Below are 16717 nucleotides of genomic sequence, written 5' to 3' on the forward strand. Positions count from 1 at the left end.
TCCGGACTACTAGGGATAGGGGATATACGCATGGCTCCTGCATTCAACCCTCCTTTCTCCGCAGATGGATGTGCTGTGCTGGCAACTCGAGTGCCACGGTTTCCAGAGATTCTGGTAGCGCTATCCTCGAGCCAACGAGGCGCTCGGCGCCAGGCACCAGATCGATGAAGTTGTCCGCCAGATCCAGGCCCGGGTGCTGGAGCCAAAGGCCTTTGACCGGTCGATCGCAGCTCAGCCGCAAGGCCTGGCCCTCGGCCTGGATGGCGATGCGCGCGCCGGCCAGGCGGTAGAACTTGAAGGGTTCGGTCCAGGCGCAATCCCGCGCGACCTCGTGGCCGTCCGCATCGAAGGCGCACAACTCGGCGACGACCGGCTCGTCAAAGCCCGGCAGAGGCTGGGTCGTCTCGACGCTGGTCGACGCTGGAACCGCTTGCAAGACGCGGGTGCTGGCGAGCTGGCGTCCATCCATCGCGAACAGGCGCAACTGCAACGCCAGTTCACAGGCCTGAGCCTCGCCGTTCATGACGGACAGCCGCACCTGCCCTGTCTCCAGCCGCACGGCCACGGCCAGCGGCGCCAGGGCGCGGCGCACGGCATGCCAGGCAGGCTTGACGGTGCCCGATGAGTCGATGAGGGCCCAGCTCGTCACAGGCCAGCAATCGTTGAGCTGCCAGACCAGGGCACCGCCCACGGCGCGCGCGCCGGGCCGCTGCCAGCGGCGGCGAAAGTCCTGGTAGGCCACCCGCATGGCCTCGGCCTGCACGAACTGCGTCGCGTAGACGTGGTCCGCCAGCGTGCCGCCCACGCGCAGGTTGTCGGCCAGATAGACCGACAGGCGCCGATGCCCGTCCGGCCCCGCCGCCGAGCCGGCCTTGTTGTGCCACTGCACCGTGCGGCTCTCGGGGAAGCGCTCGGCTTTGGGCAGCACCGATTCGAACAAGGCCAGCGAGGGATGCGACTGCATGCCGAATTCGCTGACGAAGCGCGCCTGCACGTCGCCATAGCGTTGGTAGGGCAGCATCTGCTGGTGCCAGACCTCCCAGCTGTGGCGGTCGCCCACGGTCGCGTCGGAGGACTTGGCGCCGTCGCCTGGGGTGAAAGGGCTGCCCGGCCAGTAGGTGGTGTCCGGGTCCAGTGCCGCGCAGATCTCGGGCAGCAGGCCCTCGTAGATCGCCCGCGCCTCGAAGCGTTCGGCCGGCACGCCCGGGCCGGCCAGGCCGACGGACTCGGCCAGCATGTAGTCCTCGTTGTTGCCGCACCAGAGCGCCATGCAGGCGTGGTGGCGCAGACGCTTCACGGCGCTCTCAGCCTCCGCACGCACGCTGGCGAGGTAGTCGGCGTTGGCGGGGTAGAGACCACAGGCGAACATGAAGTCCTGCCAGACCAGCAGGCCGAGCTCGTCGCAGGCCTCATAGAAAGCCTCGTGCTCATAGATGCCGCCGCCCCAGACGCGCAGCATGTTCATGTTGGCCGCCGCCGCCTGGGCCACGCGCTCGCGGTAGCGCGCCGGCGTGATGCGCTCCAGCAGGTTGTCGTCGGGAATCCAGTTCGCGCCGCCGGCAAAGAAGGCCTGGCCGTTGACCTCGAAATGGAAGCTGCTGCCCGCCTCGCCTTCGACGGGGACCTGCACAAGGCGCAGCGTGCGCAGGCCGATGCGGCGGCTGTCCTGCGCCACGACCTGATCGCCGTCCAGCAAGTGGGCCACCAGCGTGTACAGCGGTTGCCCGCCCAGGCCGCGGGGCCACCAGAGCTGGGCCTCGCTGACATTCAGGGTCGCACACGCTGCATCGGCTGGCACGACCTGGCGGGCCACGCTGCGGCCGTCGGCGTCCAGCAGCTCGAAGGCGCAGCGCAAGCCGGCGGCACCGGCGGGCCGCGCCGAGACCTGCAGCGTCGCGCGCCGCCCGGCCACATCCACGTCGCTGCGGCAGTGCAGATCGTCCAGGCGCGCCGACCAGCTGTGCCGGCGCACCGCGCGCCAAGGGCCGCTGACGAGGAGCTCGGGGCCCCAGTCCCAACCAAAGTGGTACTGCGCCTTGCGAGCATGCAGACGGGCGCTGTCGCCGTTCCAGAGCTGGCGCTTGCCATGCACGGCCTCCACCTCGCGGGCAAGGCGCAGCGGCGGCTCAAAGCACAGCAGCAGTTCGTTGCGCCCGGGCTGCAGGCGGCGGCGCACGTCGACCCGGCGCGGCACGAACATGTTGTCCGATGCCAGCAGCTTCTCGCCGTTGAGCCAGACGCTGCAATAGGTGTCCAGGCCCTCGAAGACCAGGTCCTCGTGGTCGGCCAGTGCGCCGGCCTCGAAGCCCAGCCGCCAGGCCCAGCGGCGCTCGCCGACCCAGCGCACCTCGGCCTCGTTCATGCCGTAGAAGGGATCGGGAATGCGCCCGGCCGCCAGCAACGCGCCATGGGCCGTGCCGGGCACAGTGGCCGGCAGCCAGGCATCAGCGGGCAAAGCCGACAGCGCCGGCCCGCCAAGGCCCTCGGGCGCCTCGGCCAGCAGCCAGCCGTCATGCAGATCGATCAGTCGTTCAGGGCTCACGTGTCGGAGTCGTTGCGGTTGCGTTGCACACCAGCCCGCGGCGGGAGACCCCGAGCCGAACGGCATGCTTCGCCGTTCAGCCTCTGCGCCGCGCCTCAACGCGGCCGCGGCTTGTCTCCTGCTTCGCCACAAGCAAAGCTAAACATTGTTCTGTTGCGCATTCTGTTTCTCTACGACAACGCTAGCACTCGGGGATATTCCTGATGTTTTCTGGAAGAGACAGTCAACACAGCCGCTCAACTGCCGCACATAATCCGGTCCGTTTAGTAAACAACAACGAGACAAAGTGGCCAAGCCGGCCACGCGCTTCCCCCGCAATGAAAGCCCTGCTCACCCAGGCGGCGCTGGTCCTCGGTCTCGCTGCCGGCGTGCCACTCGCTCACGCCGCCCGCCTGGTCATCTGGATGGTGGGCGACGACAAGACGCCCCAGGTCATGCAGCCGGCCGTCGCCGCCTTCCGCGCCGCCCATCCGGATGTCGCCGTGGAAGTGCGCGACGTGCCCTGGGCTGACGCGATGACCAAGTACTCAGCGGCACTGGCCAGCCGGCGTGGGCCTGATCTCGTCACCGGCAGCACCTCCTACGCAATCGCGCTCGGCGCCAAGGGCGCGCTGGTCGACCTGAACCAGGCTGCGCCCGACCTCGCCCGCCAGCTCGAACAGCACGCCAACCCCGGCGCGCTGCGCGCCATCCGCCGCCCGGACGGCCGCCTCTACGGCGCCCCCTTCGACATGCATGTGCAGCTGCAGTACTACCGCAGCGACTTGGCTGCAGAGGCACCCGGAGACTGGGAAAGCTTCATCCGTGTCGCCCGCACGCAACGCGCCCAGGGACACGGCTTTGCACAGCAATGGGGCAATACCAGCTGGCTGGGCTTCTACCCCTACCTGCGCCAGGCCGGCGGGGCGGTCTACGACGCCAACTGCGCACACGCCGTCATCGACAGCCCCGAGGCCGTGCGCGCGCTGACCTATTACGCGCGCCTGTACCGCGAGCTGCAGGCACCCACGGATGGCTGGCCCGACGCCGACGGCGGCCTGGAAAGCGGCGCCTACGGGTTGATGCAGTCCGGCACCTGGCTGCTGTCGCGAATGGACATGGTTCACAAGGGCCTGGTCGGGCGGTGGGCCGCCGCGCCGCTGCCCATCGGCCCGACGGGCAAGCGCACCGCAGTGCTGGGCGGCACGGTGCTGGCCATCACACGCTTCTCGCCCAATCGCGAGCTGGCATTGGACTTCATGCGCACCGTCTACCAGCCCGAGGTCACACGCCGCATGGCCGAGGCCGCGCTGGCCTACGGCGGCATGTGGCTGCCCTCCGGCCGGCAGGATCAGATCGCCACCCTGCCCCTGCCCCACCGCGAGGCTCTGCTGACCCAGCTCGCCGACGCCGAGGGCCCGCCGCCCTGCCCCGCATGGATGCGCCAGGACTACATCGTCACCCGCGCCGTGCAGCGCGTCGTGCTGGCCGGCGGCGACCCGCAGGCCGAGTTGAGCCGCGCGGCCGCCGTCATGAACCGTGCACTGGCAGCATTGGGAGCGCAGCCATGATCTGGCGCCGCCATGGCCGTGACATGTTGCTCGTCGCGCCCTTCTTCGCCCTGTTCGGCCTGTTCGGCGTCTGGCCCGTGCTGCGGTCGGCCTGGCTGAGCTTCACCGACTACCACGCCACCGACGCCCCCAACTGGATCGGCCTGCGCAACTACGCCGAACTCTTCGCCGACGAGCGCTTCTGGACGGCGCTGGGCAACACCGCCACCTACATGGCCTCGGTGTCGGTCATCGCCGTGCTGCTCGGCCTCGTGCTGGCGCTGAACTTCGGCAGCAACTCGCGCCTGCACCAGTGGGTGCGCGTGGCCTTCTTCCTGCCAGCCGTGGCTGGCGGCGTCGGCGCCATCTCGGCCTGGAAGTGGCTCGCCAACTCCGAGGCCTATGGCCTGTTCAACAGCGTTCGCGCGGCCGTCGGCCTGGAGCCGGCGCGCTTCCTCGGTGACCCGCAATGGACGATGCCCGTCCTCGTCCTCGTCGGCGTCTGGTCGGTGCTCGGCTACAACCTCGTCATCTTCGTCGCCGGCCTGCGCGCCATCCCCGAAGAGCTCTACCAGGCCGCGCGTCTGGACGGCGCCTCACGCTGGCAGCAGTTGCTGCACATCACGCTGCCCAACCTGCGCCCCACGCTGGTCTATGTGAGCGTGACCGGCATGATCGCCAGCTTCCAGGTCTTCTATGAGCCCTATCTGCTCTACGGCGCGGTCGAGACGCTCGGCGGCCCGCTGGATTCGGCGCTGATGCTGGTGACCTATCTCTTCGACCGGGGCTTTCGCCAGCTCGACCTCGGCCTGGCCTCGGCGGCCGCCTGGGTGCTGACGACGCTGCTGTTCGGCCTGACCTGGCTGAACCTCAAGCTGATCGGCCGGGAGGGCGGGCGATGAAGTGGACTCGCATCCTCCAGGCCCCGCTGTGGCTGCTGGTGCCCGCCATGCTGCTGCCCTACTACTGGATGGCCGCCGGCGCCTTCAAGACCGTGGCCGAGCTGCTGCGCCAGCCGCCCACGCTCGTGCCCCAGGCGCCGACCTCGCGCAACTTCTTCAACCCCGACTGGGCCGGTACCACGGCCGATCCCGACAAGCTCGCCGGCATCCTGCAAGTGCAGGTCGAGGGCCACGGCTTTCTGCGCTTTTATGCCAACAGCCTGCTCGTCACCATCGTCGTCACGGTCGTCAGCCTGCTGGCCGCGTCCCTCGTCGCCTTCGTGCTAACCAAGAAGCCCTTCCCCGGCAGCCGCTGGCTGTTCCGCGCGCTGCTGGTGTCGATGATGCTGCCGTGGGAAGTCACCATCGTGCCCAACTTCGTCACCGTGGCGCAGCTGGGCTGGATCAACACGTACGCCGCCTTGCTGGTGCCGGGCCTGGCGAAAGCCTTCGTCGTCTTCTACTTCCGCCAGGCCATGCTGAGCGTGCCCGACGAACTCATCAGCGCCGCGACCCTGGACGGCGCCGGCACGCTGCGCATCTGGTGGAGCGTCGTGCTGCCCATGCTGCGGCCAGCTCTGGCGGCGATTGCCATCCCGGTGGCGGTGGGCGAGTGGAACAACTTCCTGTGGCCGCTGCTCGTCGTCAACGACGCGGCCACGCTGACCCTGCCGCTGCAACTGGGCAAGATGGCGGGCGACCTGAGCTTCAACCCGCAATCGGCCGCCGTGTTGATGGCGGGGTCGCTGCTCGCCTCGCTGCCGGCCGTCGTGCTCTTTCTGGTTTTCCAGAAGCAGTTCGTTGCCGGGCTGCAAGCGGGCGCCACCAAGGGCTGACATGAATTTGCTGAAAGGATTTGCGTTGTCTTTGTCTCTGATGCTGCCGGCGGCCGGACAAGCCGACGCTCGACTGCAAGGTGTCATGCAACGGCTTCAGGCCGGCGAGACCATCACGCTCGCGACGATCGGCGGCTCCATCACGACCGGCTACGCCGCCCAGCCGCCGCGTGAACGAGGCTGGGCCGCACTACTCGCCAGATCGCTGGGACCGAAGGCCAAGCTGGTCAACGCCGGCGTCAGCGGCACCGACTCGGCCGCCGGTGTGCAGCGGCTGCAGACGCAGGTGCTGGACAAGTCGCCCGACCTGGTCATCGTCGAGTTCGGCGTCAACGACCAGTGGCTGGATCCGGCCGTGCGCGGCAGCAGCTATGAAGCCATCCTGCGCCGACTGTTGACTTCCAAGAAGCCGCCCGCGGTCGTCGTGCTCGGCCTGACGCAGCAGGGCAACCAGGCGCGCGACGCGGTCGATGCGCAGCTGAAGCTGGCCGCTCACTACGGCCTCGCCGCGCTGGACTTCGGCCGCTGGATGCAGGCCCGCGTCGATGCCGGCGAAGACCGCTGGGCGGCTCTCTACGACGAGCCCGTCCACCCGAACGCCACCGGCCATCAGCGCATCGCGCTTGCGCTGGCCGAGACACTGCGGGCAGCCGCCCGCGGGCCGGTCGCCGCGCCCGCGCCGCTGCCCGATCCCGTCTACGGCCGCGCCCACGAGTTCACGCGGATGCTGGCCGGCGAGACCCTCAAGCCCTACCAGGTGCATGGCTTCGAGCGTGGCGGCGAGGTGCATCCCGAGTGGACCGGCCAGCAGCCCGGCTGGGTCAGCAAGGCCGACGATGCCGAGGCTCATTTTCTCGTCTGGGGACGCGAGGTCGCGGTCTTCCACGCCGAAAGCGAGCACTACCGCAACCTCGAAGCCTGGGTGGACGACGGGCCCGTCGTCACGCTCCGCGGCCAGGTGCCGGAACGCAAGGGCTACCTCGGCTGGCACTACGCCGTCGTCGGTCGCGAGCTGGAGCCCGGTGCCCACCTGCTGCACGTGCGCGTGAAGAAGGACGAATGGACCGGCAGCGGCCGCCCGGCGAGCCTGCTGGCCGTCATGTCGGCCGGCATCTTCCCGCCCGAACTCCACCCGAGCGACTTCGTGCGCGAGGCGCCGTCAAGCAAGCCAGGCCTGATAGCCGCGGACGATCCCAAGCTGCGCTGGATCGGCCGCATCGGCGCCGCGCCGGGCGGGAAGCTGCTCGCCTGGAGCGGCAGCGAGTTGCGCGCCCGCTTCACCGGCGACCAGCTCACGCTGCGCCTGGCACCCTCGCGCGGCAGCATCAACCATTTCACCGTCGAGGTCGACGGCCGCCGCCACGCGCTGGCGCTGCGCAGCAGCGGGCCGGCCGACTGGCGGCTGCCCTTGACGGCCGGAGAACACGAGCTGCGCCTCGTCAAGCGTACCGAGGCTTCGCAGGCTGAAAGCGTCTTCCTCGGCCTGCGCCTGGCCGAAGGCGGCAAGCTGCTCGACCCGCCCGCACCCCGGCCGCTGAAGCTGGAGTTCTACGGCGACTCCATCACCGCCGGCGCATGCAACGGCGATATCGGCGAGGATCAATACGCCGACCTGTCCAGCCACGACGGCACGCGGGCCTATGGCGCAGTGACAGCGTCCAAGCTGGGCGCGGACTACGTTGGCATCGCCATCAGCGGCATCGGCATCACCGCGACCTGGGACCAGCTGCTGATGCCCGAAGTGTGGAACCGGTACGCGCCGCGCCTGGACGCACCGGTTGCGCCGCCCGATGCACGCGCGCCCGACGTCGTGCTGCTCAACCTCGGCCAGAACGACCATGGCTTCCCGGCTTCGAAGGGCCAGACCATCGCCGCTGACTTCGGCCCGCGCTATCTCGCCTTCGTACGCGGCCTGCGCGCGCGCTACCCGCAAGCCAGGATCGTGCTGCTGATGGGCGGCATGTCGGCGCCACGCGAACAGCCGGCCATCCCGCGCGCCGTGCTGGGCGCCGTGCAGACGCTGCGCAGCGAGGGCGACGCCAACGTCTGGAGCTACCGCTTCGAGGCCTTCTCCTGGGCCCATCCGCGCATCGACGTGCATGCCTTGATGGCCGACGAGCTGACCCGCTTCCTGAAAGACGAGGTACTGAGATGACGCCTCCCGACCTGCGCAAACCCGAGACACTGTGGGCGCACATGCGCCACACGCTGGACTTCTACGCGCCGCGTGCGCGCGACGAAACCGGCGGCTGCTTCCAGTTCTTCAAGGATGACGGCACGATCTACGACCGCTGCACCCGCCACCTCGTCAGCAGCACGCGCTTCGTCTTCAACCACGCGCTGGCCTGGCGCTGGTTTGGCGGACCTGTTCACGACGTCGCGCACGCACTGGCCTTCGTCAACCAGGTCCATGCTCAGCCGCAAGGGGGCTATGCCTGGGTGCTGGACTGGCACGGCGGCCGCGCCACGGTGCTCGACGGCACCAACCATTGCTACGGCCTGGCCTTCGTGCTGTTGGCCAACTCGCACGCCACGGAAGCCGGCGTGCCCGGCGCGCGCGAAGGCATCGCCGCCACCTTCGAACTGATGGACCAGCACTTCTGGGAACCCGCCCACGGCCTCTACGCCGACGAGGCGACGCCGGACTGGGGCATCGGTCCCTACCGCGGCCAGAACGCCAACATGCACGCCTGCGAAGCCATGCTGGCCGCTCACGCCGCCACCGGCGAATCTCGCTACCTCGACCGTGCGCTGACCCTGGCCACGTCCATCGCCCAACGCCAGGCGGCGCTCGCGGGCGGCCTCGTCTGGGAGCACTACAACACCGACTGGACACCCGACTGGGACTACAACCGCGACGACAAGACCAACATCTTCCGGCCCTGGGGCTTCCAGACCGGCCACCTCACCGAGTGGGCCAAGCTGCTGCTGATGCTGGATCGTCGTCTGGGCGCAGCGGCGCCCGGCTGGCTGGTGCCGACGGCGCGCCACTTCTTCGACACCGCCATGCAGCGCGGCTGGGACGGCGTTCACGGCGGCCTCGTCTATGGCTTCGCGCCGGACGAATCATGGCGCCCCCCGCCCGCGGGTACGCAGCCGTCTCCCCGAGGGGGACACGTCGGCCTTGGGAGCGGCCCGGCGCCCGACATGAAGGTGTGCGACGCCGACAAATACTTCTGGGTCCAGGCCGAAAGCCTTGCCGCCGCCGCCTGGCTGGCCGTACGCACCGGCGACGACGCCTACTGGGCCTGGTACGACCGGATCTGGGCCTACGCCTGGCAGCACTTCGTCGACCACAAGCACGGCGCCTGGTATCGCATCCTCGCGCCCGACAACAGCAAAGTCACCGACGAGAAAAGTCCCGCCGGCAAGACCGATTACCACACCATGGGTGCCTGCCAGGACGTGCTGGCCGCGCTCCGCGTGCAACCGCCGGCACGGAGCTGACGCCATGACTCGCCTTGCCACTGCCCTGCTGATCGCGCTGCTTGCCGCCTGTGGTGGCGGAGGTGGTGGTGCCGCCGCCGAACCGGCACCGTCCACGCCCGCAGACCCCTGGGCCGCCTACCCGATCACGCCGTCCGGGACACCGCCCGGCGCCTCGGCACAGGCCCGCACCGCCGCCGCGGCGCTGGGCGGCGGCATCAACTTCGGCAGCATGCTGGAAGCGCCCAGCGAAGGCGCCTGGGGGCTGAAGGTCGAAGACGAATTCATCCAGCTCGTCGGCCCGAGCGCCAGCCCGTCTTACAGCCAGGCGGTGCGCCTGCCGGTGCGCTGGAGCAACCACGCCAGCCTGGATGCCGCAGCCACCATCGACGCGGCCTTCATGACCCGCGTCGAAGGCATCGTCACCAAGCTGCTCGCGCGCAATGTCACCGTCGTGCTGAACATGCACCACTACCACCAGCTCGATGGCGATGCCGTCGAGTCGGGTGAAGCCAGCGTCGCGGCCGATGTCGTGCAGTTGCGCTTCCTGGCCATGTGGCGCCAGATCGCTGAGCGCTTCGCCAATGCCGGGCCGGGCCTGGTGTTCGAGCTCTACAACGAGCCGCACAACAAGCTCGAGGCCGACTGGAACACCCTGGCCTCGCGCGCCCTGCGCGTGGTGCGCGCCAGCAACCCGAGCCGCGTCGTCATGATCGGCCCGGTGCAGTGGAACAGCCCCTGGGCCCTGTCCAAGCTGCAGCTGCCGGCCGATGCCAACCTGCTGCTCACCGTCCACCATTACGAGCCGTTCACCTTCACCCATCAGGGTGCGGAATGGGTCAGCCCCTCGCCGCCCGTGGGCGTGGATTGCTGCGACGCCGCCCAGCTGGCCAAGATCCGCGAAGGCCTCGACCTGGCCGCCAACGAAGGCAAGCGCCTGGGCTACCCCGTGGTGGTCGGCGAGTTCGGCGCCTACAGCCGCGCGGCACTCGGCGCCCGGGTGCGCTACCTGAAGGCGATGCGCGCCGAGATGGCTGCCCGCCAGCTGCCCTGGATGTACTGGGAACTGGCCGCGGGCTTCGGCCTCTATGACCCGCAAGCCCATGCCTGGCGGACCGACCTGGTCCAGGCGCTGTACGGCACCACCCTGACGAAGGACTGATCCATGAAGCTGCGACACCTCGCCACCACCTGCCTGCTGGCGTCCCTCGTCCAGGGCGCCTGCGCGGCCGAACTGCTGCCCTGGCGCGGCATCAGCCTGTCCAGCGCCGAATGGGGCGAGAAGCTGCCCTTCCCCGGCATCTATGGCAAGGACTTCGTCTACCCCAGCGTCGCCAGCACGGCCTACTTCCAGGCCAAGGGCATGAATCTGATGCGCATCGCCTTCCGCTGGGAGCGCCTGCAGCCGGTGTTGAACGGCGAGTTCGACCCGACGGAACTCGCTCGCCTGCGCGAGTTCGTCGACGGCACGACCGCCCGCGGCCTGCATGTGCTGCTGGACCCGCACAACTACGCCGCCTACAAGGAGGTGCATGTCGGCAAGCCCGAGGTGCCCATCGCCGCGTTTGCCGACTTCTGGCGGCGCCTGGCCCTGCAGTTCAAGGACAACCCGAAAGTGCAGTTCGGCCTCGTCAATGAGCCGCGCAACATGCCGACCGAGACCTGGGGCCAGGCCGCCCAGGCCGCCATCGATGCCATCCGCAAGACCGGCGCGACCAACCTCATCACCGTGCCCGGCAACGGCTACACCGGTGCCTGGAGCTGGTTCGAGTCCAAGTGGTACGGCACGCCCAACGCCGAGGTCATGGGCCAGGTGCGCGACCCGCTGGACCGCATGGTCTTCGAGGTGCACCAGTACTTCGACAAGGACGGCTCCGGCACCAGCCCCGAATGCGTCAGCCCCGAGATCGGCGCGGAGCGGCTCAAGCGCTTCACCGAATGGCTGCGCAAAAACAAGCGCCGCGCCATCCTGGGTGAGCTGGGCGGCGGCGCCAATGCCGTCTGCGAGCAGGCCGTGGCCGGCGCGCTCAAGCATCTGCAGGCCAATGCCGACGTCTGGGACGGCTGGCTGTGGTGGGCCGGTGGCCCGACCTGGGGCGACTATTTCCTGTCCCTGGAGCCCACCGCCGAGGGCCGCGACAAGCCGCAGATGCGCTGGCTGGCGCCTTTCCTCAGCCCAATTGCAGTTCAACGTCCCTGAGCGACTGAAGGAAGTCCTTGGCGTCGAAGGCTTCACCCAGGGCCAGCGCGCCGCTGCGCTTGAAGGACGGCTGCAGCATGCGCTCGGCCGCTTCGACCACCAGCGGCGCCGACACCGCGTAGATGTCCTGGCCACGCGCGACGGCCTTTCTCGCGCTCAGGCCCTCGCCGGCCTGCACGACCATCTCGAAGCGCTGCGCTGAACGGCCCTGCGCGTCACTGGCCTCGGGCGGCGGCGTGGTGGTGTCGCGGATCTCCTGCAGGGACGACAGCGTCAGCCACGAGCGCAGGTTCTGCACGCGCAGGTGGCGGGCGATGGTGATGACCTCGCTGAAGGGCAGTTCGACCATGGCCTGCTCGCCGTGCTCCGCACTGAAACGCCAGTCGCGCTGGGCCGCCGGCGTCGGCATGCGCACGATCTGGCCGCCTTGCAGCACAACGCGCGGCACCTGGTTGCGCTCACCGGTCTTGCGGGTGCCCTCGGTGGGCCACCAGTGGTCCAGCGCGATGGCGATGGCCAGGTCGTGCACGGCGCCGTCGCCCATCAGCGCCGTCGCCAGCAGGTCAGCCAGCCCGCCATAAAAACCCGCCGCCGGAATGATGGCGACGCCAGCCACGCGAGCCCGGGCATCGAAGTTCTCGAAGACGGCTTCAGCGCTGGCCTGCTCGGCGGTCACGTCGATATAGCCGCAGCCAGCGCGCAGGGCGGCCTCGATGACCGGCGCCGCCGTGTCGAGAAACGGCCCGGCACAGTTGATGACCACGCCGCAGCCCTGCAGTGCCGCGTCCAGCGCGGCCGCGTCGTCAATGGTCGCGACCCGCGCCTCCACGCCAGCCGGCAGTCGCGACGCATCCCGCCCGATCGCCACAACCTTCAAGCCACGCCTCAGCGCCTCGTTGACGACGAATCGCCCGGTGTGCCCGCCGGCACCGTAGACCGCGACCGCCTTCTTGCCCAAATCCTTGCTCATGATCATCCTTTTGAAACGAGACAGACCTGTCTGTTCTTTGAACGATACAGAATGGTCTGTATCGTGTCAACACCGAATCGACCGCCGTGATGAACATGCCTGCTGAAACTGCCCCCGAAGCCCAGAACGTCCGCGAGCGACTGCTGGGCGTGGCGTCCGAGCTGTTCTACAAGAACGGCGTTCGCGCGGTCGGCATCGATCTGGTCATCGAGCAGGCCGGCGTGGCCAAGAGCAGCCTGTACCGCCACTTCCGCACCAAGGACGACCTCATCGTGGCCTTCCTGGAGCGCGAGGATGTGGACTTCTGGGCGACCTGGGACCGGGTCGCCGCGGAGAACGCGAGCGACGCGAAGGCCGAGCTGGAAGCGCACATGCGCTGGATCGGCGAGCGCCTGGGCCGCGCCAACTACCGGGGCTGCCCGCAGATCAATGTGGCGGCCGAGTTCGCCGAGCAGGATCACCCGGCACGCGGCGTGGCGCGAGCCCACATGCAGGCGCTGCGGTCACGCCTCACAGTCATCGCCCAACGCCTGAAGGCACGCGCGCCGAAGGCACTCGCCGCTCAGCTGGCCTTGCTCGTCAATGGCGCCTTCGTCAGCGCCGAACTGCTGACGCCGGATGAAGCGACGGATGTGCTGCTGGCCGCGATGCGCGCCCTCGTCGAAGCCGGCCGCTAGTCTTCCTTCATCTGCGCCGCCTTGGCCACTGGTGCCAGGCGGGCTTTCTCGGCTGCCAGAAACTTGCGGAAGTCCTCGCGGCTGCCGCCCGTCGGGTCGATGGCCAGCGGGATGAGCTTGGCGCGCAGCTCGCTCGTCTTCAGCGCCGCATTCACGGCCGCATTGAGTTTGTCGAGGATGGCCTCGGGCGTGCCCTTGGGCGCGAACACGCCCGACCAATGGCCAATGAAAACGTCGTTGAAGCCCTGCTCCTGGGCGGTGGCCAGGTCGGGCAAAGCCGCGATGCGACGGTTCCACGTCGAGGCGATGGCCTTGAGCTTGCCGGCCTTCACCATCGACAGCACGACGGGGCTGGCCTCGGAGGTCGCATCGACCTGGTTACCGACAACGGCCGCCATGCCTTCGGAGCCGCTCTTGAAGGGCACGATCTGCAGCTTGGCGCCAGCCTTGAGCTTGAGCATCTCGGCCACGAAATGCGGCGTGCTGCCGGTGCCGGCCGTCGCGAAGTTCAGCCCCTGGCCTTTCCTGGACGCCGCGATCAGGCCCTTCAGATCCTTGATGGCCGAGTCGCCCGGCACGACGACGACCGAGGGGCTGACGGCCATCATGACGACGGGCACGAGGTCGTTCTCGGCATAGGGCATGCGTGTCTTGATCAGCGCATTGGTGATGACACCGGCCGCCGGCGTCAGGAAGGTGTAGCCGTCCGGCGCGGCCTTGGCCACATAGGCCGCGCCGATCATGGAGCCGGCACCGGGCTTGTTCTCGATGATGATCGGCTGCCCCAGCTGCTTGGCCGTGGCTTCGGCCACCGTGCGCGCCACGATGTCGTTGGCGCCGCCGGGGCCAAAGGGCACGACGAAGTGCAGGGGCTTGGACGGCCAGGCCGTTTCCTGGGCATTTGCGGTCAGTGCAAGCAGCAGAGCTGCGACGGGAACAAGGCACTTCGGCACGGGCGTCTCCTGAAGGTGGTACAGCCCAGCCTAACGCCCTGCGGCGCGCCCGCGAAACGTGAGAACCCGCACAGGCATGAGCTCATGACAAAAGCTTTGTTGGGTTTTGTGTCATCGGCCTGCAGACTTGCAGCGTTGCCACCCGTACCGACAGCTTCCGCCACCACCGATGTGTGAGCTTTTCGCCCTCAACAGCCGCCAGCCGGCCGCCGCCACCTTCTCCCTCAGCGGCTTCGCCGCTCGCGGCGGGCGCACCGCAGACCATGTCGACGGCTGGGGCGTGGCCTTCCACGACGGCGAGCGCTGCCAAGTCACCGTTGAGGACAGCCCGGCGGCCGAATCCGAACTGGCGCGTCATTTCGGCCACCACCCGGTGCAGGCACGCAACATCCTCGCCCACATCCGCAAGGCCACCCAGGGCGCCCGCACCCTGGAGAACTGCCACCCCTTTCGCCGCGACTGGGCAGGTCGCACCTGGGTCTTCGCGCACAACGGCGACCTGAAGGACTTTCACCCCCAGCTGGACGGGAGCTTCACGCCGGCCGGCCAGACCGACAGCGAACGAGCCTTCTGCTGGTTGATGCAGAAGCTCCAGCAGCGCTTCGGCAGCCAGCCGCCCGACTGGCAGCAACTGGCCGAAACGCTGACGCCCTGGATCCACGAGATCGCCGAGCACGGCCGCTTCAACCTGCTGCTGACCGATGGCCGCGCCATGCTGGCGCATGCGTCAACCAAGCTGCACTGGCTGCAGCGCCGCCCGCCCTTCGGCCACGTCTCCTTGCGCGACGGCGACCTGAGTGTGGACCTGGCCACCGTCAACAACCCGGCTGACCGCATGGCGCTGGTCTCCACTGAGCCGCTGACCCATGGCGAGGCCTGGCAGGCGTTCGCCGCTGGCGAGGTGCGGGTGTTCAGGGACGGCGAATGCGTGTTCGTCAGTGAAGGCGTGGCCGAACTCGCGGCTGCTTGATCAAACCGCAGCCAGCGCCTCATCCACCACACTGCGCGCCTCCTGCAGCAACTGCTGCAGATGCGCCTCGTCGCGGAAGCTCTCCGCGTAGACCTTGTAGATGTCCTCGGTGCCCGACGGCCGCGCGGCGAACCAGCCACTGGCCGTGCACACCTTGATGCCACCGATCGGCGCGCCGTTGCCCGGCGCACTGCTCAGCACCGCAGTGATGGGCTCGCCTGCCAGTGAAGTCGCCTGCACGTTCGCAACCGTCAGCGCGGCCAGCCTGGCCTTCTGCTCGCGCGTGGCCGGGCCTTCGACGCGGTCGGCGTGCGGTGTGCCGAGGGCCGCCGTCAGGCCCTGGTAATACACCCCCGGGTCGCTGCCGGTGCGCGCCGTGATCTCGGCCGCCAGCAGCGCGGCGGCGATGCCGTCCTTGTCGGTCGTCCACACGCGGCCATCACGGCGCAGCATTGATGCGCCCGCGCTCTCCTCGCAGCCCAGGCCCAGGCTGCCTTCAGCCAGGCCCGGCGCAAACCATTTGAAGCCGACGGGCGCCTCGAACAGCGGGCAGCCCAGGCGCCGCGCAATGCGGTCGATCAGCGCCGTCGTGACGACGGTCTTGCCGACGGCCGCGTTCGCGCGCCAGCCGGGCCGGTGGCGGAACAGATAGTCCACGGCGACGCTGAGGTAGTGGTTGGGCGGCATCAGACCGGCACTGCGGGTGACGATGCCATGGCGGTCATGGTCGGTGTCGCAGGCAAAGGCCACGTCGAAGCGATCGCGCAGGCTCGTCAGCCTTAGCATGGCCCAGGGCGATGACGGGTCCATGCGGATCTGGCCGTCCCAGTCCAGCGTCATGAAGGCGAACCGCGGATCCACCTCGTTGCTGACAACCGTCAGTGGCAGGCGGTAGTGCTCGGCGATCGCAGGCCAGTAGGCCACACCCGCGCCACCCAGTGGGTCCACGCCCAGCTGCAGGCCGGCTGCACGGATCAGGTCGAAGTCGATGACCTGCCCCAGCGCCGCCACATAGCTGCCGAGGAAGTCGTACTCATGGCAGGCCGACGTGCCGAGTGCCCGCTCGGCGTCCTTGCGCAGCACGCCCTTGAGCGACTGCTTCAGATGCTCGTTGGCAGCCCCCTGGATGCCCGTCGTGACATCGCTGCCCGCCGGCCCGCCATGTGGCGGGTTGTATTTGAAGCCGCCGTCACGCGGTGGGTTGTGCGACGGCGTCACGACGATGCCGTCGGCGCGCTGCCAGCCTTCGCGGCCGCGGTTGTATTCAAGGATAGCCAGCGACACGGCCGGTGTCGGCGTGAACTGGCCCGCCGGCGCCAGCATCACGTCCACGCCATTGGCGACCAGCACCTCCAGTGCGCTGAGCACAGCGGGCTCGGACAGCGCATGCGTGTCGGCGCCCAGAAAGAGCGGGCCCGCGATGTCGCTCTGCTTCCTGTGGTCGCAAATGGCCTGCGTGATGGCCAGCACATGCCATTCGTTGAACGAGCCATCCAGAGCCGAGCCGCGGTGGCCCGAGGTGCCGAAGCTGACCTGCTGTTCGGCGCAGCTCGGATCGGGCTGGCGCGAAAAATAGGCTTCGCGCAAGGCCTCGACGTCGATGAGGACATCGGGTGGCGCGGGCTTGCCGGCAAGGGGGTGGCGTTCAGCACTCATCGTTCGGGGCTCTCCCG

The 16717-nt window shown here is 68.9% G+C and carries 13 protein-coding genes; 9 read left to right on the forward strand and 4 right to left on the reverse strand.

Going from position 1 to position 16717, the window contains the following annotated elements; translation table 11 throughout:
• Window positions 1–43 precede the first annotated feature (43 nt).
• On the reverse strand, window positions 44–2542 hold the full coding sequence (locus ACXJKM_RS16360; protein WP_457353718.1) for a glycosyl hydrolase 2 galactose-binding domain-containing protein: 2499 nt from the start codon (window positions 2540–2542) through the stop codon (window positions 44–46).
• A 317-nt stretch (window positions 2543–2859) separates the two neighbouring features.
• On the opposite strand from ACXJKM_RS16360, the gene ACXJKM_RS16365 reads away from it, so the two are divergent.
• The 7 genes from ACXJKM_RS16365 to ACXJKM_RS16395 all read left to right on the forward strand — a co-directional run bounded on the left by ACXJKM_RS16365 (window position 2860) and on the right by ACXJKM_RS16395 (window position 11474).
• On the forward strand, window positions 2860–4092 hold the full coding sequence (locus ACXJKM_RS16365; RefSeq protein ID WP_457353720.1) for an extracellular solute-binding protein: 1233 nt from the start codon (window positions 2860–2862) through the stop codon (window positions 4090–4092).
• On the forward strand, window positions 4089–4973 hold the full coding sequence (locus tag ACXJKM_RS16370; protein WP_457353722.1) for a carbohydrate ABC transporter permease: 885 nt from the start codon (window positions 4089–4091) through the stop codon (window positions 4971–4973). Before ACXJKM_RS16365 ends, ACXJKM_RS16370 begins: the two co-directional genes overlap by 4 nt.
• Entirely contained in the window at window positions 4970–5848 is an 879-nt protein-coding gene (locus ACXJKM_RS16375; protein WP_457353724.1) for a carbohydrate ABC transporter permease, read from the forward strand. Before ACXJKM_RS16370 ends, ACXJKM_RS16375 begins: the two co-directional genes overlap by 4 nt.
• A gap of 85 nt (window positions 5849–5933) precedes the next feature.
• A complete protein-coding gene (locus ACXJKM_RS16380; protein WP_457353726.1) occupies window positions 5934–8003 on the forward strand; it encodes a GDSL-type esterase/lipase family protein in 2070 nt (689 codons plus the stop codon).
• Window positions 8000–9295 carry an AGE family epimerase/isomerase gene (locus ACXJKM_RS16385; RefSeq protein WP_457353728.1) on the forward strand — a complete coding sequence of 432 codons (1296 nt, stop codon included), beginning with the start codon at window positions 8000–8002 and terminating at the stop codon, window positions 9293–9295. Before ACXJKM_RS16380 ends, ACXJKM_RS16385 begins: the two co-directional genes overlap by 4 nt.
• 4 nt (window positions 9296–9299) lie before the next feature.
• Window positions 9300–10436, forward strand: coding sequence for a glycoside hydrolase family 5 protein (locus ACXJKM_RS16390; protein ID WP_457353730.1), 1137 nt, complete (start codon window positions 9300–9302; stop codon window positions 10434–10436).
• 3 nt (window positions 10437–10439) lie between these two features.
• A complete protein-coding gene (locus ACXJKM_RS16395; protein WP_457353732.1) occupies window positions 10440–11474 on the forward strand; it encodes a glycoside hydrolase family 5 protein in 1035 nt (344 codons plus the stop codon).
• Here ACXJKM_RS16395 and ACXJKM_RS16400 read toward each other — a convergent pair.
• Complete coding sequence (locus ACXJKM_RS16400) at window positions 11446–12444, reverse strand: saccharopine dehydrogenase NADP-binding domain-containing protein (protein WP_457353733.1); 999 nt, start codon at window positions 12442–12444, stop codon at window positions 11446–11448. The two genes, ACXJKM_RS16395 and ACXJKM_RS16400, sit on opposite strands and share 29 nt — an antisense overlap.
• An 89-nt stretch (window positions 12445–12533) precedes the next feature.
• Between ACXJKM_RS16400 and ACXJKM_RS16405 the strand changes: the two genes are divergently transcribed.
• Entirely contained in the window at window positions 12534–13121 is a 588-nt protein-coding gene (locus tag ACXJKM_RS16405; RefSeq protein WP_457353735.1) for a TetR/AcrR family transcriptional regulator, read from the forward strand.
• On the opposite strand, the gene ACXJKM_RS16410 is transcribed toward ACXJKM_RS16405, so the two are convergent.
• On the reverse strand, window positions 13118–14074 hold the full coding sequence (locus tag ACXJKM_RS16410; protein ID WP_457353737.1) for a tripartite tricarboxylate transporter substrate binding protein: 957 nt from the start codon (window positions 14072–14074) through the stop codon (window positions 13118–13120). The genes ACXJKM_RS16405 and ACXJKM_RS16410 overlap by 4 nt on opposite strands.
• Window positions 14075–14243: 169 nt before the next feature.
• Between ACXJKM_RS16410 and ACXJKM_RS16415 the strand changes: the two genes are divergently transcribed.
• Window positions 14244–15044 (forward strand): class II glutamine amidotransferase, encoded by an 801-nt coding sequence (locus ACXJKM_RS16415; RefSeq protein WP_457353739.1) that lies wholly within the window; start codon window positions 14244–14246, stop codon window positions 15042–15044.
• Here the strand turns inward: ACXJKM_RS16415 and pgm are convergent, their stop codons facing one another.
• The gene (gene pgm, locus ACXJKM_RS16420; protein WP_457353741.1) at window positions 15045–16700 is read right to left on the reverse strand and encodes a phosphoglucomutase (alpha-D-glucose-1,6-bisphosphate-dependent); all 1656 of its coding nucleotides are present in this window, start codon (window positions 16698–16700) and stop codon (window positions 15045–15047) included. It lies immediately after the preceding gene.
• Window positions 16701–16717: the final 17 nt, after the last annotated feature.

Source organism: Roseateles sp. P5_D6 (assembly GCF_054049415.1).